The organism is Pseudomonas sp. s4, from assembly GCF_046764235.1.
In the GTDB taxonomy this organism is placed as follows: domain Bacteria; phylum Pseudomonadota; class Gammaproteobacteria; order Pseudomonadales; family Pseudomonadaceae; genus Aquipseudomonas; species Aquipseudomonas asiatica.
Genome location: NZ_CP177209.1, coordinates 5,141,954 through 5,162,027, shown reverse-complemented (window position 1 = coordinate 5,162,027; position 20,074 = coordinate 5,141,954). Strand labels below are relative to the sequence as shown.

The window sequence follows — 20,074 nt, the reverse complement described above, 5'->3', positions numbered from 1 at the left end:
CGACGGCAATCTTCCTGACGCGAGCGTGATGTGCACGGTGCGACGTGCCGGCAGGGAAATATCCGCTAAAGCGCGTAAAAGCTGGCGAAAACCGGCAAAAAGCTGGAAAAAAAGCCGCTTCGCTTCTTTTCAAACGGGCGTATGAAATTTGTGTAATTCCATTTCACCTTCGGCCGGACAGTAAAGATCGACCGCGCCCGGGCTGGCCGGGCGACGACGCGCTGGCGTGGTCCCGGGTCAGGGAGTGTCGCTGCGCAGTTCCTTTTCCATACGTTCCAGTTCCTGGCTGAAGGCCTGGTCGCGCACGCTGGCGCGCTTGCGCCAAGGTTTGCGTTCCGGATCCGGTTGTGCGGCGTAAGTGGTGACTTCGCCACCATAAACATCCTTGTAACGTTCAGCCTGGCGCTCGAGTTCCGCGCGCAGTTCATCTTTCGTCACAGTAGTACCTGAATTAAGTTTGATGACAGTTGTTAAGCGTTGTGCAGCGTGCACATGCCTTGCTGGCCGCAACGGCTTGATACAGCGGAGGGTTCCATTACCACGGCATCGTCGAGGCCTGCGCAATCGATTATAGCAATCGATATTCGCCGAACATCGTAATTTACCCAACCCTGACATCACAAGACGCAAGTAATGGAATGCATTCGATGACAGTTTGGGCCTTTCGTACAAGTTTGAAAGGCAATACGGACAAAAGTTCGTTGCAGTGCAGCAGCGGGACAGTCGACCGGGGGGGTAATGAAAAACGGCCTCGCCAAAAGGCGAGGCCGTTGCCTGGGGACTTCTACGGTGGGTACCTGACCAGTCTCTCCAAAGAAGCCACAAGTGGCATGAGAAAGGTATAAGTAAAAGTGTCAGCGGTCAATTGCGATTATCGGTCGTTTGTTCGATAATCGCACGAGTGGGCGTTTTTTTTTGAGGTGTGCGATGAGTGACGAAACCTTGGCCAGCGATTCCGTCAATCCAGAGTCGGTCAACCTGGAGCAGGGGCGACCTGCCTCGGCAGCCCTGGCACCACCGATCGTGGCGTCACCGGCCAAGCGCATCCAGGCCTTTACCGGCGACCCGGACTTCATGACCTCCCTGGCGCGAGGCCTGGCAGTCATCCAGGCCTTCCAGGAACGCAAGCGCCACCTGACCATCGCCCAGATCAGCCACCGCACCGAAATCCCCCGTGCTGCGGTACGCCGTTGCCTGCACACGTTGATCAAGCTGGGTTACGCCACCACCGACGGGCGTACCTATTCGCTGTTGCCCAAGGTGCTGACGCTGGGGCATGCGTACCTGTCGTCGACGCCGCTGGCGATTTCTGCCCAGCCTTACCTGGACCGCATCAGCGACCAGCTGCACGAGGCGGCCAACATGGCCACGCTCGAAGGTGACGACATCCTTTATATAGCCCGTTCGGCGACCGTGGAGCGGTTGATTTCGGTCGACCTGTCGGTGGGCGGGCGCCTGCCGGCCTATTGCACATCGATGGGGCGTATTCTGTTGGCGGCCATGGACGACACCAGCCTGCGTGAATACCTGGAGCGTGCCGACCTGAAGGCGCGTACCAGCCGTACCTTGCACGACCCCGAGTCGCTGTTCGCCTGTATCCAGCAGGTGCGTGCCCAGGGCTGGTGCGTGGTAGACCAGGAGCTGGAGCAGGGGCTGCGCTCGATTGCGGTGCCGGTGTATGACGCCTCGGGGCAGGTGCTGGCGGCTTTGAATGTGAGTACCCATGTCGGGCGGGTGACGCGCAGTGAGCTGGAGCAGCGGTTCTTGCCGATCCTGCTGGCGGCCAGCCGGGACCTATGTCATCAGTTGTTTGGTTGAGCCCCGAAGGGGCGCACAGCGCGCCACTTTCAAATTTAGAACAGGCAAAACCCTTTCCTGTGCGATAAACGCACAGTGTCGTTCGCGGTGAATTGCGCCGCCTCCGCTCGCTGATTAATGTCTCTCGCAACGGTCGGCTGTGCCGACCGAACAAGAAAAACATAAGAGGCACTTAACATGAATACTGTCCCCTCGCTGCCGCGGCCGCACCCGCGCGCAGTACCGTTATATCCAGGCTGACGCCGGCTGCATTCCCCAAATCATCGTCCTCTGTACCGTTTGATCGCGTGCAGTGGGCTGGCTGTGCCCCTCATTCTGGAAAACAATAATGAATCAAGCGCAAACCAACGTCGGCAATAGCCTCGACGTCCAGTCGTTCATCAATCAGCAGCCGCTGTCCCGCTACCAATGGCGGGTAGTGTTGCTGTGCTTCCTGATCGTCTTCCTCGATGGCCTGGACACCGCCGCCATGGGCTTCATCGCCCCGGCCCTTTCGCAGGAGTGGGGGATAGACCGCGCCAGCCTCGGCCCGGTCATGAGTGCTGCATTGATCGGTATGGTTTTCGGTGCCCTCGGCTCCGGCCCGCTGGCGGACCGTTTTGGCCGCAAGGGCGTGCTGGTGGGCGCAGTGCTGGTATTCGGTGGCTTCAGCCTGGCCTCGGCCTATGCCACCAACGTCGATCAGTTGCTGGTGTTGCGCTTCCTGACTGGCCTGGGCCTTGGTGCAGGTATGCCCAACGCCACCACGCTATTGTCTGAATATACCCCCGAGCGCCTCAAGTCGCTGCTGGTGACCAGCATGTTCTGCGGCTTCAACCTGGGCATGGCCGGTGGTGGTTTCATTTCCGCCAAGATGATCCCGGCCTACGGCTGGCACAGCCTGCTGGTGATCGGTGGCGTGCTGCCGTTGCTGCTGGCGCTGGCGCTGGTGCTGATGGTGTGGCTGCCGGAGTCGGCGCGGTTCCTGGTGGTGCGCAATCGGGGCACCGACAAGGTGCGCCAGACCTTGTCGCCCATCGCGCCGCAGGTGGTGGCCGAGGCGGGCAGTTTCAGCGTGCCGGAACAGAAGGCGGTGGCCGCGCGCAACGTGTTCGTGCTGATCTTCTCCGGTACCTACGGCATGGGCACCATGCTGTTGTGGCTGACCTATTTCATGGGCCTTGTGATCGTCTATCTGCTGACCAGCTGGTTGCCAACCTTGATGCGCGACAGCGGCGCGAGCATGGAACAGGCTGCCTTCATCGGCGCACTGTTCCAGTTCGGTGGCGTGCTGAGCGCCGTCGGTGTGGGTTGGGCCATGGACCGCTTCAATCCGCACAAGGTGATCGGCATTTTCTACCTGCTGGCCGGGGTGTTCGCCTACGCCGTGGGGCAGAGCCTGGGCAACATCACCGTATTGGCCACGCTGGTGCTGGTTGCCGGCATGTGCGTGAACGGTGCCCAATCGGCGATGCCTTCGCTGGCGGCGCGCTTCTATCCGACACAGGGCCGCGCCACAGGGGTATCGTGGATGCTGGGTATCGGCCGCTTCGGTGCGATTCTCGGGGCCTGGAGTGGTGCGACGCTGCTCGGGCTGGGCTGGAACTTCGAACAGGTGCTGACGGCATTGCTGGTGCCGGCGGGGTTGGCGACCGTGGGTGTGATCGTGAAAGGGCTGGTGAGCCACGCTGACGCGACCTGAAGCCCGAGGGCCGCTTTGCGGCCCTTCGCAGCACAAGGCTGCTCCTACAAAGGCGACGCCGCCCGCTGTAGGAGCAGCCTTGTGCTGCGAAGAATTCGACACGTTAGTGAATGAGTAGCAGGACAACAAATGGTTCGATAATCGCACAAATAGTCGATTATCGGATTGTAAGCCACCCACCAGTCTCCTTAATCTGAGCTCACCGAAGCACCCTGACCAGGAGTCTCCAAATGGCTGCAATTCTCCCGCTTCACGAAGCCGTGAAGCAGTTCATCCAGGATGGCGATACCGTCGCCCTCGAAGGTTTCACCCACCTGATCCCGACTGCCGCCGGCCACGAGATCATCCGTCAGGGCAAGCGCGACCTGACCCTGGTGCGCATGACTCCGGACCTGATCTACGACCAGCTGATCGGCGCCGGCTGCGCCAGCAAGCTGATCTTCTCCTGGGGTGGTAACCCAGGTGTCGGTTCGCTGCACCGCCTGCGTGATGCCGTCGAGAAGCAGTGGCCACACGCCATCGAAATCGAAGAACACAGCCATGCCGACCTGGCAAACGCCTATGTCGCCGGTGCTTCTGGCCTGCCGTTCGCCGTGCTGCGTGCCTACGCCGGCTCCGACCTGCCGAAGGTCAACCCGCTGATCAAGAGCGTCACCTGCCCGTTCACCGGTGAAGTGCTGGCAGCCGTGCCGTCGGTGCGCCCGGATGTGACCGTGATCCACGCGCAAAAGGCCGACCGCAAAGGCAATGTGCTGCTGTGGGGCATCCTCGGCGTGCAGAAGGAAGCCGCCCTGGCCGCCAAGCGCTGCATCGTCACCGTCGAGGAAATCGTCGACGACCTGCAGGCCCCGATGAACGCCTGTGTGCTGCCGACCTGGGCCCTGAGCGCGGTGTGCCTGGTACCTGGCGGTGCGCACCCGTCCTATGCCCACGGCTACTACGAGCGTGACAACCGCTTCTACCAGGCCTGGGACCCGATCGCGCGTAGCCGCGAATCGTTCACCGCCTGGATCGACACCTACATCCGTGGCACTGCCGATTTCAACGAATTCAAGGCCAAGTTGGCCAGCACTGCGGAGGCCGCACAATGAGCTACTCCACTTCCGAAATGATGACCGTCGCTGCAGCCCGTCGCCTGCGCAACGGTGCTGTGTGCTTCGTCGGCATCGGCCTGCCGTCCAAGGCTGCCAACCTGGCGCGCCTGACATCTTCGCCAGACGTGGTGCTGATCTACGAATCCGGCCCGATCGGCGCCAAGCCAAGCGTGCTGCCGCTGTCTATCGGCGACGGCGAGCTGGCCGAAACCGCCGACACCGTGGTGCCGACTGGCGAGATCTTCCGCTACTGGCTGCAAGGTGGGCGCATCGACGTCGGCTTCCTCGGCGCTGCCCAGGTCGACCGCTTCGGCAACATCAACACTACCGTCGTCGGTGATTACCACGCCCCGAAAACCCGCCTGCCAGGTGCTGGTGGCGCACCGGAAATCGCTGGTTCCGCCAAGCAGGTACTGATCATCCTCAAGCAGTCGCCGCGTGCCTTTGTCGACAAGCTGGACTTCATCACCTCGGTTGGCCACGGTGAAGGCGGCGACTCGCGCAAACGCCTGGGCCTGCCAGGCGACGGCCCGGTCGGCATTATCACCGACCTGTGCATCATGGAGCCGGAAGCCGGCACCCACGAATTCGTCGTCACTGCGATCCACCCGGGTGTGACCCGCGAGCAAATCATCGCCGCCACTGGCTGGGCGATCCGCTTTGCCGACAATGTGCAGACCACCGCCGAACCGACCGAAGTCGAGCTGTCCGCCCTGCGTGACCTCGAAGCCCGTACCGCCGCGGCCCATGGCCAGGTCGCAGGAGAAGCCTGATGCGCGACGTATTCATCTGTGACGCCATTCGCACCCCGATCGGCCGCTTCGGTGGCGCCCTGGCCGGCGTGCGGGCCGACGACCTGGCCGCTGTGCCACTGAAGGCGCTGATCGAGCGCAACCCGACCGTGCAGTGGGATCAGGTTGACGAAGTGTTCTTCGGCTGCGCCAACCAGGCAGGTGAAGACAACCGCAACGTGGCACGCATGGCGCTGCTGCTGGCCGGCCTGCCGGAGAGCATTCCGGGTGTCACCTTGAACCGCCTGTGCGCGTCGGGCATGGATGCCATCGGCACTGCCTTCCGCGCCATTGCCAGCGGCGAAATGGAGCTGGCGATTGCCGGAGGCGTCGAGTCGATGTCGCGTGCCCCGTTCGTCATGGGCAAGGCCGAAAGCGGCTATTCGCGCAACATGAAGCTCGAAGACACCACCATCGGCTGGCGTTTCATCAACCCGCTGATGAAGAGCCAGTACGGTGTGGACTCCATGCCGGAAACCGCCGACAACGTGGCCGACGATTACCAGGTTTCGCGTGCCGACCAGGACGCCTTCGCCCTGCGCAGCCAGCAGAAGGCAGCTGCGGCACAGGCCGCCGGCTTCTTCGCCGAAGAGATCGTGCCGGTGCGTATCGCGCACAAGAAGGGCGAGACCATCGTCGAGCGTGACGAACACCTGCGCCCGGAAACCACGCTGGAAGCCTTGACCAAGCTCAAGCCGGTCAACGGCCCGGACAAGACCGTCACCGCTGGCAATGCCTCGGGCGTGAACGACGGTGCCGCGGCGTTGATCCTGGCTTCGGCCGAGGCTGTGAAGAAACACGGCCTGACCCCACGTGCCCGCGTACTGGGCATGGCCAGCGCCGGTGTTGCACCGCGAGTGATGGGCATTGGTCCGGTGCCGGCAGTACGCAAGCTGACCGAGCGCCTGGGTGTGGCGGTGAATGATTTCGATGTGATCGAGCTCAACGAAGCCTTTGCCAGCCAAGGTCTGGCGGTGCTGCGTGAGCTGGGTGTGGCCGACGATGCACCGCAGGTGAACCCCAACGGCGGTGCCATCGCCCTGGGCCACCCGCTGGGCATGAGCGGTGCGCGCCTGGTGTTGACTGCGCTTCACCAGCTGGAGAAGAGCGGTGGGCGTAAGGGCCTGGCGACCATGTGTGTGGGCGTAGGCCAAGGTTTGGCGCTGGCCATCGAGCGGGTTTGACTTGTACCGGCCTCTTCGCGGGTAAATCCGCTCCCACAGGGGGAACCACGCCTCCCGCTGTGGGAGCGGGCTTGCCCGCGAAGAGGCCGGTCCTGCCAGACTCAAGGCCAGTTGCCAGCCAGATAGCGGAACGAGTGTGTTACCAGGTGTGTCTAGAATTACCTGCGACCCTCCAGGAGTAAACTCACCATGACCTCAACCTATTACACCGGCGAAGAACGCAGCAAACGCATCTTCGCTATCGTTGGTGCCTCTTCAGGCAACCTGGTGGAATGGTTCGACTTCTACGTCTATGCCTTCTGCGCGATCTACTTTGCCCCGGCTTTCTTCCCCTCCGACGACCCCACCGTGCAGTTATTGAACACGGCAGGCGTGTTCGCCGCGGGCTTTCTGATGCGCCCCATCGGTGGCTGGATCTTCGGCCGCCTCGCTGACCGCCATGGTCGCAAGAATTCCCTGATGATCTCGGTGCTGATGATGTGCTTCGGCTCCCTGATGATCGCCTGCCTGCCTACCTATGCCAGCATCGGCACCTGGGCCCCGGCGCTGCTTTTGCTGGCCCGGTTGATCCAGGGCCTGTCGGTAGGCGGCGAGTACGGCACCACTGCCACTTACATGAGTGAAGTAGCCCTGCGCGGCCAGCGCGGTTTCTTCGCCTCGTTCCAGTACGTGACCCTGATCGGCGGCCAGTTGCTGGCGGTGCTGGTGGTGGTGATCCTGCAGCAACTGCTCACCGAAGAAGAGCTGCGCGCCTGGGGCTGGCGCATTCCGTTCGTGGTCGGTGCCATTGCCGCACTGATCTCGCTGATGCTGCGCCGCTCGCTGCATGAGACCAGCAGCGCCGAAACCCGCCAGGACAAGGATGCCGGCACCATCAAGGGCCTGTTCCGCGACCATGCGGCGGCCTTCATCACCGTGCTCGGCTATACCGCGGGCGGTTCGCTGATCTTCTATACCTTCACCACCTACATGCAGAAGTACCTGGTCAACACCGCTGGCATGACCGCGAAGAACGCCAGCTATGTGATGACCGGTGCGCTGTTCCTGTTCATGGTGCTACAGCCGTTCTTTGGCATGCTCTCCGACCGCATCGGTCGGCGTAATTCGATGATGCTGTTCGGTGCCCTGGGGACGCTGTTTACCGTGCCGTTGCTGATGGCGCTGAAAACCGTGAGCAGCCCGTTCATGGCCTTCGTGCTGATTACCCTGGCGTTGTGTATCGTCAGTTTCTATACCTCGATCAGCGGCCTGGTGAAGGCCGAGATGTTCCCGCCGCAGGTGCGCGCACTGGGCGTGGGCCTGGCCTATGCAGTGGCGAACGCGGCGTTCGGCGGTTCGGCCGAGTACGTGGCCCTGGGCCTGAAGACCCTGGGCATGGAAAACACTTTCTACTGGTACGTGACGGCGATGATGGCGATTGCCTTCCTGTTCAGCCTGCGCCTGCCGAAGCAGGCGGCCTACCTGCACCACGATAATTAAGGACGTGGCATGACCAACCAACTGTTCGACGCCTACTTCACCGCACCGGCCATGCGCGAGATCTTCTCCGACCGTGGCCGCCTGCAGGGCATGCTCGATTTCGAGGCGGCGCTGGCGCGTGCCGAGGCGGCTGCCGGGCTGGTCCCGCATAGCGCTGTAGCGGCCATCGAGGCGGCGTGCCACGCCGAGCGCTATGACGTTGGCGCGCTGGCCAATGCCATCGCCACTGCTGGCAACTCGGCGATCCCGCTGGTGAAGGCGTTGGGCAAGGTGATTGCCAGTGGCGTGCCCGAAGCCGAGCGCTATGTGCACCTGGGCGCCACCAGCCAGGACGCGATGGACACCGGGCTGGTCCTGCAACTGCGTGCTGCCCTCGACCTGATCGAAGCCGATCTAGGCAAGCTCGCCGATACCCTGTCGCGCCAGGCTTTGCAGCACGCCGACACGCCGCTGGTGGGGCGCACCTGGCTGCAGCACGCCACCCCCGTGACCTTGGGGATGAAACTGGCCGGCGTGCTGGGCGCCTTGACCCGTCACCGCCAGCGCTTGCAGGAGCTGCGCCCACGCTTGCTGGTGCTGCAGTTCGGCGGCGCCTCGGGCAGCCTGGCGGCGTTGGGCAGCAAGGCGATGCCGGTAGCCGAAGCCCTGGCCGAGCAGCTCAAGCTGACCCTGCCCGAGCAGCCCTGGCACACCCAGCGCGACCGCCTGGTGGAGTTTGCCTCGGTGCTGGGCCTGATCGCTGGTAGCCTGGGCAAGTTCGGCCGCGATGTCAGCTTGCTGATGCAGACCGAGGCGGGGGAACTGTTCGAGCCTTCCGCGCCGGGCAAGGGTGGGTCTTCGACCATGCCGCACAAGCGCAACCCTGTCGGCGCCGCGGTGCTGATCGGCGCCGCGACCCGCGTGCCGGGGCTGGTCTCTACGCTGTTCGCCGCCATGCCCCAGGAGCACGAGCGCAGCCTCGGTCTGTGGCATGCCGAATGGGAAACCCTGCCGGACATCTGCTGCCTGGTATCTGGTGCGCTGCGCCAGGCCCAGGTGATTGCCGAGGGCATGGAAGTGGATGCCGCGCGCATGCGCCGTAACCTCGACCTGACCCAGGGCCTGGTGCTGGCCGAAGCGGTGAGCATCGTCCTCGCCCAGCGCCTGGGCCGCGACCACGCCCATCACCTGCTGGAGCAGTGCTGCCAGCGCGCTGTGGCCGAACAGCGCCACCTGCGCACCGTGCTGGGTGAAGAGCCGCAGGTCAGTGCCGAGCTGTCTGCCGAAGAACTCGATCGCTTGCTCGACCCTGCCCATTACCTGGGCCAGGCCCGCGTCTGGGTGGCGCGCGCCGTGTCCGAACATCAACGTTTCACTGCCTGAAGGAGACCGCTGTGGCGCACTTGCAACTGGCCGATGGCGTTTTGAATTACCAGATCGATGGCCCGGAAAACGCCCCGGTGCTGGTCCTGTCCAACTCGCTGGGCACCGACCTGGGCATGTGGGACACGCAGATTCCACTGTGGAGCCAGCACTTGCGCGTGCTGCGCTACGACACCCGTGGCCACGGTGGGTCGCTGGTCACTGAAGGCCCCTACAGCATCGAACAGCTGGGCCGTGACGTGCTGGCCCTGCTCGATGGCCTGGATATCGCCAAGGCGCACTTCGTCGGCCTGTCGATGGGCGGCTTGATCGGCCAGTGGCTGGGCATCAACGCCGGCGAGCGCCTGCACAGCCTGACCCTGTGCAACACCGCCGCCAAGATCGCCAACGACGAGGTGTGGAACACCCGTATCGACACCGTGCTCAAGGGCGGGCAGCAGGCCATGGTCGACCTGCGCGATGCCTCCATCGCCCGCTGGTTCACCCCAGGCTTCGCCCAGGCCCAGCCAGCGCAGGCCCAGCGCATCTGCCAGATGCTGGCGCAAACCAGCCCGCAAGGTTATGCCGGCAACTGCGCGGCGGTGCGTGATGCCGATTACCGCGAGCAACTGGGCCGTATCCAGGTGCCGGCGCTGATCGTTGCCGGTACCGAGGACGTGGTGACCACTCCGGAGCACGGCCGCTTCATGCAGGCCGGTATCGCGGGTGCCGAGTACGTCGACTTCCCGGCGGCGCACCTGTCCAACGTCGAGATCGGCGAGGCGTTCAGCCGCCGTGTGCTCGACTTCCTGCTGGCTCACTGAGGATACCGCCATGGACGAGAAACAACGTTACGACGCCGGCATGCAAGTACGCCGCGCAGTGCTTGGCGATGCCCACGTGGACCGCAGCCTGGAGAAGCTCAACGAATTCAACGGCGAGTTCCAGGAGATGATCACCCGCCACGCCTGGGGTGACATCTGGACCCGCCCGGGCCTGCCGCGCCATACCCGTAGCCTGATCACCATCGCCATGCTGATTGGCATGAACCGCAACGACGAGCTGAGGCTGCACCTGCGCGCGGCGGCCAACAACGGCGTGACCCGCGACGAGATCAAGGAAGTGCTGATGCAGAGCGCGATCTATTGCGGCATTCCGGCGGCCAATGCCACCTTCCACATGGCTGAGTCGGTGTGGGATGAGCTGGGTGTGGAGTCGCGACAGCAGTAATGGCTGTACCGGCCCAATCGCCGGCAAGCCAGCTCCCACAGGGATTGCATCAGGCTTGAGGGCAGTGCAGTTCCTGTGGGAGCTGGCTTGCCGGCGATTGGGCCATGGAATGTTTACATGGCCGCATTCTTCTGCCGCATGGCCACTGGGCCGGCGTTGCTTTCCACGGCTTGCTTCAGGGCCGGGCACAGGCCGAGCATGAATGCCGCTTCTGCCACCACGAACAACGGCCCGATGATCAATCCGCTGACATCGTCGACAAACGCCGGTTTGCGGCCTTCGTAGTAATGGCCGACGAACTGGATGATCCAGCCCACCACGAACGCTCCCAGCCCGGTGCCGAGCCACAGCGCTGTCGTCTGCATCGCCAGCACCTGGCCGACCCACAGGCATAGCCCAAGCAACAACCCCATCACCAGGCCGAAGCGCAGGTCCAGGCGCAGGTAGAACCAGACCGAGGCCGCCGCCGCAGGCAGGGCAGGGGACAGCCACATGCCGGCTACCTCCCAGCCTGGGCGCGACAGCAGGATAGTGACCGCCAGCACGATCATCGGGATGCCGACGAAGTGGGTGGCGATGTTGCGTGGGTCGCGGTGGTAGCTGGCGTATTGGCTCAGGTGGTCGACGAGGGTTTTCATTGTTGTGCCTCCCTGGTTGCCTGATCGAGGTGTATTGCTGTTCCGGCCTCTTCGCGGGTAAATCCGCTCCCACAGAGTCACTACAACTCCTGAGGGCTGCGCTGTACCTGTGGGAGCGGGTTCACCCGCGAATGGGGCGGTACAGGCGACCGATATAGCTCAGGATAGCCCGCTCCTGCCACCATCATCAGCTCAGCGAATGGCAGCAGCCCGCACTGGCATATCCAGCCCCACCAGCGTCTCGATCATCGCTCGCGCCGCCGGCGACAGCCGGTAACCGCTGCGGCTGACCACGCCACAGCGCACACTCAGCACTTCCAGCGCCGGTGGCAGGTTGCGCCAGTGCAGGCGCACCAGCCGGCCGCTGGCCAGGTCTTCGGCAACTGCTTCCTCGCTGGCGGTGCCGATGGCATCGCTGGCTTGCACCACACTGCGCAGCACGGCCAGGTGCTCGGTTTGCAGGTGCGGGGTGAAATCGCTGCGCCCGCTCAGGTTGGCCAGGCGCTTGCGCACACCGGGGGCGAGCAGGGCGCTGGCCAGCGGGTAGCTGAACAGGTCGTTGGTCGACAGGCTGTCCTTGGCCAGCAATGGGTGCCCCGGGCGGCAGAAGAACAGGCCGGGGCGCGTTGAAAGGGGCTCGGTGTGAAAGTTGGGATCGGCTTCGAACGGTCGGATATCGTCGACGAAAAATTCGATCTGCTCGCGGCGCAGGGCCTGGCCGAGGCGTTCGGCGTTGTCTACCAGCAGTGAGGTGCGGATGCCCGGGTGGCGTTCGAGAAAGTGGCGCAGGGCATCGGGCACCAGGCGCACGGCCAGCGCCGGGCCGCTGCCGAAATGCAACTCGCCGGCGTCGAGCTTGGTCATCTGCAGCACTTCGTTGCTCAGCTGCGCGGCACCTTGTACCAGGCGCCGGGCATGTTGCAGCACCACCAGGCCTTCGGGGGTGGGCGGCAGGGCTTTGCTGGCGCGGTCGACCAGTGGGCAGCCGAAGCTGTGTTCCAGACTCTGTATGGCACGGCTGAAGGCGGGTTGGGTGATGCCCATGGCCTCGGCGGCACGGACGAAGCTGCGGTATTCGGTGAGGGCGATGAAGTAGCGCAGCTGACGGAGGTCCATGTCATGGCTCTGGGGCGGGGATCAGGGGCCTATTCAAGCGGTTGCTGCATATGTCGTCAAAGAAGGTTTATTGATTTGTTTATAGCTTAGGGTTATTTGTTGTAGCTTCTGGCCTCTTCGCGGGCATGCCCGCTCCCACAGGGACCGCACAGGTTTCAAGGCTGGTGCGGTCCCGCGAAGAATTCAGAGGAGATTCAGCGGGTAACTCAGGATCAACCGGTTCTCATCGAACGAGTTGGTGCTGAAGTCCCGGCGCATGGTGGAGTTGCGCCACTTCACCGACAGGTCCTTGAAGCTGCCCGACTGCACCACATAGGCCAACTCGGTTTCCCGCGCCCATTCCTTGCCATCGTCCACACCGCCTGCGGTCACGTTGTCACCCTTGATGTAGCGGTTCATCAGGGTCAGGCCTGGCACGCCGACGGTGGCGAAGTTGAAGTCATGGCGCACCTGCCATGAGCGTTCCTTGGCGTTGTCGAAGCTGGAGTTGTAGCTGTCGTTTGCCAGAGTGCCGCCGCTGGTGCCGTTCACCCGCATCCAGGCGTCGTCGCCGCTGACTTTCTGCAGGCCGACGTAGATGGTGTGGCCCTGATAGCGTGCCGAGAGCATGGCCGAGGCGGTGCGGTTGTCCAGTTCGCCAGCGCGTTCGGCGCCGTCTTCCTTGCCGATGAAGTAGCCCAGGTTGGCGCCCAGGGTCCAGTCGCCCAGGGGTTGGCTGTGCACCAGGTTGAGGTACTGCTGGCGGTAGATGTCCTTGAGCTGAGCATTCCACAGGCCGATCATGGTGCGCTTGTCGTTGAAGGTGTATTCGCCGCCGCCAAAGTTGAAACGGTCGGAGGTGAACGCTGCCTTGCCGTTCATCGACATGTCTTCCATGCTGGCGTCGTTGCGCGGGCTGTTGCCGCGGAACTGGCCGGCGTACAGGGTCAGTCCGGCGATTTCCTTCGAGGTCAGCTGGCCGCCGCGGAAGGTCTGCGGCAGCGAGCGGCCATCGTCCGAGCGCAGGATCGGCAGTACCGGCATCCATTCACCCACTTTCAGCTCGGTTTCGGACAGCTTGGCTTTCAGTGCCACGCCCAGGCGGCCGAAGTCATCGGCCGGGCGGCCATCATCGTGCACCGGCAGCAGGTGGGTGTTGGTGGTGCCTTTGCCGCCGTCGAGCTTGACCGAGTACAGGCCCAGTACGTCCACGCCGAAACCGACGGTGCCCTGGGTGAAGCCGGAGCGGGCGTCGAGGATGAAGCTCTGCGTCCACTCCTCGGCCTTGGCCTGCGGGTGGGCCGGGTCGACGAAGTTGCGGTTGATGTAGAAGTTGCGCAGGTTGAGGGTGGCCTTGGCGTCCTCCAGGAAACCACCTTCGTCGGCGGCGAACACGGGGAGTGCGCAGGACATGGCCAACAGGCCGGGCAGCAGCTGGCGTGCGGGTTGCAAAGTGCTCATCTGTCGTGGATCTCTTGTTTTTATGGGCGAGCCGGTACGCTGCAGGATGCGGCCTGCAGGTGCGGGTCTTTTGGGATGAACCGGGGCAACGTTGCGTGGGGAGGATGGTGCGGGGTAGGGCAGGGGTGAGGCAATTCGCCACAAACGGAAACGGGCGATAATCGAACGGAATGTTCTGGTTGGTTAATTGTTTTTCCTGTGCTGGCCTCTTCGCGGGCGAGCCCGCGAAGAGGCTGGTCCAGGCAACACAAAACAAAAAGCCCACCGCGAGGGTGGGCTTGATGCTTTGACAGCTTCAATCAGCTCTTCGGTGCTTCCACCGCTGCCTGCTGGTTGTTGGCCTGCCCGGTCTGCTCGTACCAACCACCGCCAAGCGCCTTGTACAGGTTGACCTCGCTGGTCAGCTGCGACAAGCGGTCGCCGATCAGTGCCTGCTGGGCGCTGAACAGGTTGCGCTGCGCGTCGAGGAAGGTCAGGTTGCTGTCGATACCGATGCGATAGCGGCGTTCGGCCAGGCGGTAGTAGTCCTGGTTCGCCTGCACCAGGTCGCGTTGCGCCTGCAGCTGCTCTTCGAAGGTCTTGCGCGCCGCCAGGCCATCGGAGACTTCCTGGAACGCGGTCTGGATGGTCTTTTCGTACTTGGCGACGTTGATGTCCTTCTGGATCTTCGAGTAGTCCAGGCTGGCCTTCAGGCTGCCGGCGTTGAAGATCGGCAGGTTGATCTGCGGCTGGAACAGCCAGGTGCCCTGGCCGCCCGAGAACAGGTGGCCCATGTCGGGGCTCAGGCTGCCGGCATTGGCGGTCAGGCTGATGCTCGGGAAGAACGCTGCGCGGGCCGCGCCAATGTTGGCATTGGCGGCCTTGAGCAGGTGCTCGGCTTCCTGGATGTCCGGGCGACGCTGGAGGATGTCCGACGGCAGGCCGGCCGGTACTTCGGCCAGTTGGTCGGCATTGAGCTCCAGCGGCTTGGCCAGGTCGGCGGGAATGCCGGTGCCCAGCAGCACGGTCAGGCTGTTGACGTCCTGGGCGACCAGGCGCTGGTACTGCGAGTACTTGACCCGGGCGCCTTCCACGGCGGTACGCGCCTGGCTGACGTCGAGTGCCGAGGCTACGCCGACTTCGTTGCTGCGACGGGTGAGGTTGTAGCTTTCCTCGTAGGTCTTCAGCGTTTCTTCGGTCAGCTTGAACAGCGCCTGGTCGGCCTGCCAGGTGTAGTAGGCGTTGGCCACGCTGGCCACCAGGCTGATCTGCGTGGAGCGACGCGCCTGTTCGCTGGACAGGTAGGTTTCCAGGGCCTGCTCGGTCAGGCTGCGTACGCGGCCGAACAGGTCCAGCTCATAGGCGCTGACGCCCAGGGTGGCCGAGTACTGGCTGGTGATGCCCGCTTCGCCCGTCTGCGACATGTTCGCCGGTACGCGCTGGCGGCTGCCGCTACCGTTGGCCGAAACCGCAGGGAACAGGTCGGCACGCTGGATGCGGTACTGCGCACGGTAGGCGTCGATGTTCAACGCGGCAACGCGCAGGTCGCGGTTGTTCACCAGCGCGGTCTGGATCAGCTGCTGCAGGGCCGGGTCGTGGAAGAACTGACGCCAGCCCTGTTCGGCGGCGGCAACCTCCGCCGACTGCGTCGGCGAGTAAGCCGGGCCTTGCGGCCACTGCGCAGCCACCGGCGATTCCGGGGTCTGGTAGTCAGGGATCAGCGAGCAGCCGCCAAGAATGAAAGCGGTTACTGCCAGGGACAACAAAGACTTGGTCATTGCCCAGCCTCATAACGTGGAGTTTCAGGGGTGACGTCTTTTTCCGGCTCTTTGCTGCCGAACAGTGACGACACTGCGACGAAGAACAGTGGTACCCAGAAGATAGCCAGCACGGTCGCACTGATCATGCCGCCGATCACGCCAGTACCGATGGCATGCTGGCTGCCGGCGCCGGCGCCGCTGGCGATAGTCAACGGTACCACGCCGAGGATGAACGCCAGCGAGGTCATGATGATCGGGCGCAGACGCATGCGGCACGCCTCGATCGCCGCGTCGTACAGGCTGCGGCCTTGCTCGTGCAGTTCCTTGGCGAACTCGACGATCAGAATGGCGTTTTTCGCCGCCAGGCCGATGGTGGTCAACAGGCCGACCAGGAAGTACACGTCGTTGGACAACCCGCGCAGGCTGGTGGCGATCAGGGCACCGATGATACCCAGCGGTACTACCAGTACCACGGCGATCGGGATCGACCAGCTTTCGTACAGGGCTGCCAGGCACAGGAACACGAACAGTACCGAGAGGGCGAACAGTGCCGGCATCTGCGAACCGGAGAGTTTTTCCTCGTAGGACATGCCGGTCCAGGAGAAGCCGATGCCGCTTGGCAGTTCGCCAGCAATGCGCTCGACCTCGGCCATGGCTTCACCGGTGCTGTAGCCCGGGGCCGGAGCACCGAGGATTTCCATTGCCTCGACGCCGTTGTAACGCGACAGCTTCGGCGAACCGTAGGTCCATTCGCCCTTGGCGAAGGAGGAGAACGGCACCATTTCGCCGGCGCCATTGCGCACGTACCACTTCTGCAGGTCTTCCGGGCTCATCCGCGCGTTCGGCTCGCCCTGGATATACACCTTCTTGACCCGGCCACGGTCGATGAAGTCGTTGACGTAGCTGGCACCCAAGGCAATCGACAGGGTGTTGTTGATGTCGGCGATGGTCACACCCAGGGCGCTGGCACGCTCGTCATCGATGGTCAGCTGGTACTGCGGCTCGTCGTTCAGGCCGTTCGGGCGCACGGCGCTGAGGATCTTGCTCTGCGCGGCCTTGGCCAGGAACTGGTTGCGCGCTTCCATCAGCTTGGTATGGCCGACACCGCCGCGGTCCTGCAGGAACACGTCGAAGCCGGTGGCGTTACCCAGTTCGAGCACCGCAGGCGGGGCAAAGGCGAACACCATCGCATCGCGGAAGGTGAAGAAGTGCTGCTGGGCGCGCTGGGCAAGGGCGAACACGCTGTTTTCCTTGGAGCGTTCATCCCACGGCTTGAGCATGATGAATGCCATACCCGAGCTCTGGCCACGGCCGGCGAAGTTGAAGCCGTTGACGGTGAACACCGAAGCCACGGTGTCGGCCTCTTCGCTGAGCAGGTACTCACGCATCTGGTCGACCACCACCTGGGTGCGCTCGGCACTGGAGCCGGCCGGGGTCTGTACCTGGGCGAACAATACGCCCTGGTCTTCTTCCGGCAGGAACGCGGTAGGGATGCGGGCGAACAGCCAGATCATGCCGACCACGATCAGCGCGTAGGCCAGCAGGAACGGTACCTTGTTGCGCAGGATGGTGCCCACGCTGCGCTCGTAGCCGGTTACGCTGCGGTCGAAGTTGCGGTTGAACCAGCCAAAGAAGCCGCGCTTGGCCACATGGTGCTCGCCCTTCTTCAGCGGCTTGAGCATGGTGGCGCACAGGGCCGGGGTGAAGATGAGCGCCACCAGCACCGACAGGCCCATGGCCGAGACGATGGTGATGGAGAACTGCCGGTAGATCACACCTGTGGAGCCGCCGAAGAACGCCATGGGCAGCAGTACCGCCGACAGCACCAGGGCGATACCCACCAGGGCACCCTGGATCTGCTCCATCGAGCGCTTGGTCGCTTCCTTGGGCGGCAAGCCTTCCTCGGACATCACCCGCTCGACGTTCTCCACCACGACGATGGCGTCGTCCACCAGCAAGCCGATGGCCAGGACCATGGCGAACATGGTCAGGGTGTTGATGCTGAAGCCGGCAGCGGCAAGGATGCCGAAGGTACCCAGCAACACAACCGGTACGGTCATGGTGGTGATGATGGTGGCGCGGAAGTTCTGCAGGAACAGGTACATCACCAGGAACACCAGGACCACGGCTTCGATCAGGGTGTGGATAACGCCACTGATCGATTCGGTGACCACCGGGGTGGTGTCATACGGGAATACCGCTTTCACCCCAGGCGGGAAGAACGGTTCCAGGTCGGCGATGGTCTGGCGCAGGGCCTTGGCGGTGTCCAGGGCGTTGGCACCGGTAGCCAGTTTAACTGCCAGGCCGGAGGCCGGCTTGCCGTTGAACTGGGCGCTGACGGCATAGTTTTCACCACCCAGGCCAACCTGGGCGACATCACCCAGACGCACCTGCGAACCGTCGCTGTTGACCTTGAGCAGGATTTTCTCGAACTGCTCGGCAGTCTGCAGGCGGGTCTTGCCGATGATGGTAGCGTTCAGCTGGGTACCCGGCATGGCCGGCAGGCCGCCGAGCTGGCCGGAGGATACCTGCACGTTCTGCGCGGCCACGGCGGTCTTGACGTCGACCGGGGTCAGCTGGAACTTGTTCAGCTTGGCCGGATCGAGCCAGATACGCATGGCGTACTGCGCACCGAACACCTGGAAGTCACCCACACCCGCGGTACGCGAGATCGGGTCCTGCATGTTGGAGACGATGTAGTTGGCCAGGTCGTCCTTGGTCATGCTGCCGTCTTCGGACACCAGGCCGATCACCAGAAGGAAGTTCTTCACTGCCTTGGTGACGCGGATACCTTGCTGCTGCACTTCCTGCGGCAGCAGCGGGGTAGCCAGGTTCAGCTTGTTCTGCACCTGCACCTGCGCGGTGTCTGGGTTGGTGCCCTGCTCGAAGGTGGCGGTAATGGTCATGCTGCCGTCAGAGTTACTTTCCGACGACACATAACGCAGGTTGTCGATACCGTTGAGCTGCTGCTCGATCACCTGTACCACGGTGTCCTGTACGGTTTGCGCCGAGGCGCCCGGGTAGGTCACGGCGATGGCGATGGCCGGCGGCGCGATGCTGGGGTACTGGTTGATCGGCAGCTTCAGGATCGACAAGGCGCCGACCAGCATGATCACCAGGGCGATCACCCAGGCGAAGATCGGGCGATCGATAAAGAACTTCGACATGGTTTACTCCGCTTTGGCGTCTGCTTTCGCCGCGTTGGCCTGAACAGGGCTGGCCGGCTTCTTGACGTTGGTGGCTTCGCTGACCTTGACCTCGACGCCCGGGCGCACGTACTGCAGCCCTTCGGTGATCAGGCGGTCACCCGGGTTCAGGCCTTCCTCGATCAGCCAGTCGCTGCCCAGGGTACGGTTGGCCTTGAGCTGGCGCAGTTCGACCTTGTTCTCCTGGTTGACCACCAGCGCGGTCGGCGCGCCTTTCAGGTCGCGGGTCACGCCCTGTTGCGGGGCCAGGATGGCGTTGGCGTTGACCCCGGCCTTGAGCCGCGCATGCACGAACATGCCTGGCAGCAGGGTGTGATCGGGGTTGGGGAAGAGGGCGCGCAGGGTGACCGAGCCGGTGGTCTCGTCGACCGCGACTTCGGAGAACTCCAGGCGGCCTTCCTGCTTGAACAGGCTGCCGTCTTCCAGCACCAGCTGCACCGAGGCGGCGTTGTCGCCGGCCTTCTGCAGCTGGCCGCTTTCCAGGTCACGGCGCAGCTTGAGGAGTTCGGCGGTGGACTGGGTGACGTCGACGTAGATCGGGTCGAGTTGCTGGATGGTGGCCATGGCGTTGGCCTGGCCATTGCTCACCAGTGCACCTTCGGTGAACGAAGAACGGCCGATACGGCCGCTGATCGGTGCCAGGACCTTGGTGTAGCGCAGGTCGATCTGCGCGCTTTTGAGCGAAGCCTCGGCCTGCAATCGTTTGGCATTGGCGTCGTCGTATTCCTGCTTGGAGACAGCCTGTTCGTCGATCAGCTGCTTGTAGCGCTCGGCCAGCGAGCGGGTGGCCTGCAGGTTGGCCTGGGCATTGGCCAGGTTGGCTTCGTACACGGCAGGGTCGATCTGGTACAGCTGCTGGCCTTCCTTGACCTCACTGCCTTCCTTGAACAGGCGCTTGAGGATGATGCCGTTGACCTGCGGGCGCACTTCGGCGACGCGGTAGGCAGTGGTACGCCCCGGCAATTCCGAGGTCAGGGTGAAGGCTTGGGGCTGGATGGTCACGACGCCGACCTGAGGAGCCTGCGCCGCTGGCGCTGCTTCTTCTTTCTTACAGCCACTGAGCAGGGTTGCCAGGGCGACGGCGGAAACCAGAGCGGTAACGGCTGGCTTGAATTGCATGAGGATCCTCGGGTCGCTGGAGCTGGGAGACGCTCAAGAGTAATGGAAGAGTCTTGATCTGGAAAAATTGCTATCCGGTGGATAAATAGCTTGCTAAGGAATATACTTACATTCATGGTTGTTTGTAAATACCGCTGGGTTGTACTCGGGTACTGCCACAGCTCTTGATTAGCTCCCCCGCGAGGCACCCTGCAGAGG

Annotated in this window: 16 protein-coding genes; 9 read left to right on the top strand and 7 right to left on the bottom strand. The window is 63.4% G+C overall.

Translation table 11 applies throughout. The annotated features are described in order from the left end of the window. Positions 1-237: 237 nt before the first annotated feature. The gene (locus ACK56M_RS23935) at positions 238-438 is read right to left on the bottom strand and encodes a hypothetical protein (protein ID WP_003259583.1); all 201 of its coding nucleotides are present in this window, start codon (positions 436-438) and stop codon (positions 238-240) included. Between the two features lie 489 nt (positions 439-927). Here ACK56M_RS23935 and pcaR point away from each other — a divergent pair, with 489 nt between their 5' ends. The 9 genes from pcaR (at position 928) to pcaC (ending at position 10,618) form a co-directional block, all read left to right on the top strand. Then, the gene (gene pcaR, locus ACK56M_RS23930) at positions 928-1,818 is read left to right on the top strand and encodes a pca regulon transcriptional regulator PcaR (protein ID WP_013974048.1); all 891 of its coding nucleotides are present in this window, start codon (positions 928-930) and stop codon (positions 1,816-1,818) included. Positions 1,819-2,146: 328 nt separating this feature from the next. Continuing rightward, positions 2,147-3,499 (top strand): MFS transporter, encoded by a 1,353-nt coding sequence (locus ACK56M_RS23925; RefSeq protein WP_411959102.1) that lies wholly within the window; start codon positions 2,147-2,149, stop codon positions 3,497-3,499. A gap of 230 nt (positions 3,500-3,729) precedes the next feature. Then, a complete protein-coding gene (locus ACK56M_RS23920) occupies positions 3,730-4,590 on the top strand; it encodes a CoA transferase subunit A (protein ID WP_015271654.1) in 861 nt (286 codons plus the stop codon). Continuing rightward, positions 4,587-5,366, top strand: coding sequence for a CoA-transferase subunit beta (locus ACK56M_RS23915; protein ID WP_123084928.1), 780 nt, complete (start codon positions 4,587-4,589; stop codon positions 5,364-5,366). The genes ACK56M_RS23920 and ACK56M_RS23915 overlap by 4 nt, the downstream gene beginning before the upstream one ends. Then, entirely contained in the window at positions 5,363-6,568 is a 1,206-nt protein-coding gene (gene pcaF, locus ACK56M_RS23910) for a 3-oxoadipyl-CoA thiolase (protein WP_169774743.1), read from the top strand. The genes ACK56M_RS23915 and pcaF overlap by 4 nt, the downstream gene beginning before the upstream one ends. Before the next feature lie 189 nt (positions 6,569-6,757). Further along, positions 6,758-8,047, top strand: coding sequence for an MFS family transporter (locus tag ACK56M_RS23905; RefSeq protein ID WP_015271652.1), 1,290 nt, complete (start codon positions 6,758-6,760; stop codon positions 8,045-8,047). 9 nt (positions 8,048-8,056) lie between these two features. Next, positions 8,057-9,409: a 3-carboxy-cis,cis-muconate cycloisomerase gene (locus tag ACK56M_RS23900; protein ID WP_054571992.1), complete on the top strand. Its 1,353-nt coding sequence runs from the start codon at positions 8,057-8,059 to the stop codon at positions 9,407-9,409. 11 nt (positions 9,410-9,420) lie between these two features. Next, positions 9,421-10,212 carry a 3-oxoadipate enol-lactonase gene (pcaD, locus tag ACK56M_RS23895; RefSeq protein ID WP_015271650.1) on the top strand — a complete coding sequence of 264 codons (792 nt, stop codon included), beginning with the start codon at positions 9,421-9,423 and terminating at the stop codon, positions 10,210-10,212. Between the two features lie 10 nt (positions 10,213-10,222). Next, the gene (pcaC, locus tag ACK56M_RS23890; protein ID WP_015271649.1) at positions 10,223-10,618 is read left to right on the top strand and encodes a 4-carboxymuconolactone decarboxylase; all 396 of its coding nucleotides are present in this window, start codon (positions 10,223-10,225) and stop codon (positions 10,616-10,618) included. A 113-nt stretch (positions 10,619-10,731) separates the two neighbouring features. Here the strand turns inward: pcaC and ACK56M_RS23885 are convergent, their stop codons facing one another. From ACK56M_RS23885 to ttgA, 6 genes are all read right to left on the bottom strand, one after another. Next, a complete protein-coding gene (locus ACK56M_RS23885; RefSeq protein WP_015271648.1) occupies positions 10,732-11,256 on the bottom strand; it encodes a DUF962 domain-containing protein in 525 nt (174 codons plus the stop codon). Between the two features lie 192 nt (positions 11,257-11,448). Further along, a complete protein-coding gene (locus ACK56M_RS23880; RefSeq protein WP_015271647.1) occupies positions 11,449-12,372 on the bottom strand; it encodes a LysR family transcriptional regulator in 924 nt (307 codons plus the stop codon). A 183-nt stretch (positions 12,373-12,555) separates the two neighbouring features. Continuing rightward, positions 12,556-13,812: an OprD family porin gene (locus tag ACK56M_RS23875; protein WP_015271646.1), complete on the bottom strand. Its 1,257-nt coding sequence runs from the start codon at positions 13,810-13,812 to the stop codon at positions 12,556-12,558. A 299-nt stretch (positions 13,813-14,111) separates the two neighbouring features. Then, positions 14,112-15,569, bottom strand: coding sequence for an AdeC/AdeK/OprM family multidrug efflux complex outer membrane factor (locus ACK56M_RS23870; RefSeq protein ID WP_013974037.1), 1,458 nt, complete (start codon positions 15,567-15,569; stop codon positions 14,112-14,114). Continuing rightward, entirely contained in the window at positions 15,566-18,718 is a 3,153-nt protein-coding gene (gene ttgB, locus ACK56M_RS23865) for a multidrug efflux RND transporter permease subunit TtgB (protein WP_015271645.1), read from the bottom strand. Before ttgB ends, ACK56M_RS23870 begins: the two co-directional genes overlap by 4 nt. 3 nt (positions 18,719-18,721) lie before the next feature. Continuing rightward, positions 18,722-19,876 carry a toluene efflux RND transporter periplasmic adaptor subunit TtgA gene (ttgA, locus tag ACK56M_RS23860; protein WP_013974035.1) on the bottom strand — a complete coding sequence of 385 codons (1,155 nt, stop codon included), beginning with the start codon at positions 19,874-19,876 and terminating at the stop codon, positions 18,722-18,724. Between the last annotated feature and the right edge of the window lie 198 nt (positions 19,877-20,074).

Bases quoted from the DNA above. Each gene is read 5' to 3' on its own strand.
- pcaR (WP_013974048.1), top strand. From the start codon at position 928: ATGAGTGACGAAACCTTGGCCAGCGATTCCGTCAATCCAGAGTCGGTC.
- ACK56M_RS23925 (WP_411959102.1), top strand. From the start codon at position 2,147: ATGAATCAAGCGCAAACCAACGTCGGCAATAGCCTCGACGTCCAGTCG.
- ACK56M_RS23920 (WP_015271654.1), top strand. From the start codon at position 3,730: ATGGCTGCAATTCTCCCGCTTCACGAAGCCGTGAAGCAGTTCATCCAG.
- ACK56M_RS23915 (WP_123084928.1), top strand. From the start codon at position 4,587: ATGAGCTACTCCACTTCCGAAATGATGACCGTCGCTGCAGCCCGTCGC.
- ACK56M_RS23905 (WP_015271652.1), top strand. From the start codon at position 6,758: ATGACCTCAACCTATTACACCGGCGAAGAACGCAGCAAACGCATCTTC.
- ACK56M_RS23900 (WP_054571992.1), top strand. From the start codon at position 8,057: ATGACCAACCAACTGTTCGACGCCTACTTCACCGCACCGGCCATGCGC.
- pcaC (WP_015271649.1), top strand. From the start codon at position 10,223: ATGGACGAGAAACAACGTTACGACGCCGGCATGCAAGTACGCCGCGCA.
- ACK56M_RS23885 (WP_015271648.1), bottom strand. From the start codon at position 11,256: ATGAAAACCCTCGTCGACCACCTGAGCCAATACGCCAGCTACCACCGC.
- ACK56M_RS23880 (WP_015271647.1), bottom strand. From the start codon at position 12,372: ATGGACCTCCGTCAGCTGCGCTACTTCATCGCCCTCACCGAATACCGC.
- ACK56M_RS23875 (WP_015271646.1), bottom strand. From the start codon at position 13,812: ATGAGCACTTTGCAACCCGCACGCCAGCTGCTGCCCGGCCTGTTGGCC.
- ACK56M_RS23870 (WP_013974037.1), bottom strand. From the start codon at position 15,569: ATGACCAAGTCTTTGTTGTCCCTGGCAGTAACCGCTTTCATTCTTGGC.
- ttgB (WP_015271645.1), bottom strand. From the start codon at position 18,718: ATGTCGAAGTTCTTTATCGATCGCCCGATCTTCGCCTGGGTGATCGCC.
- ttgA (WP_013974035.1), bottom strand. From the start codon at position 19,876: ATGCAATTCAAGCCAGCCGTTACCGCTCTGGTTTCCGCCGTCGCCCTG.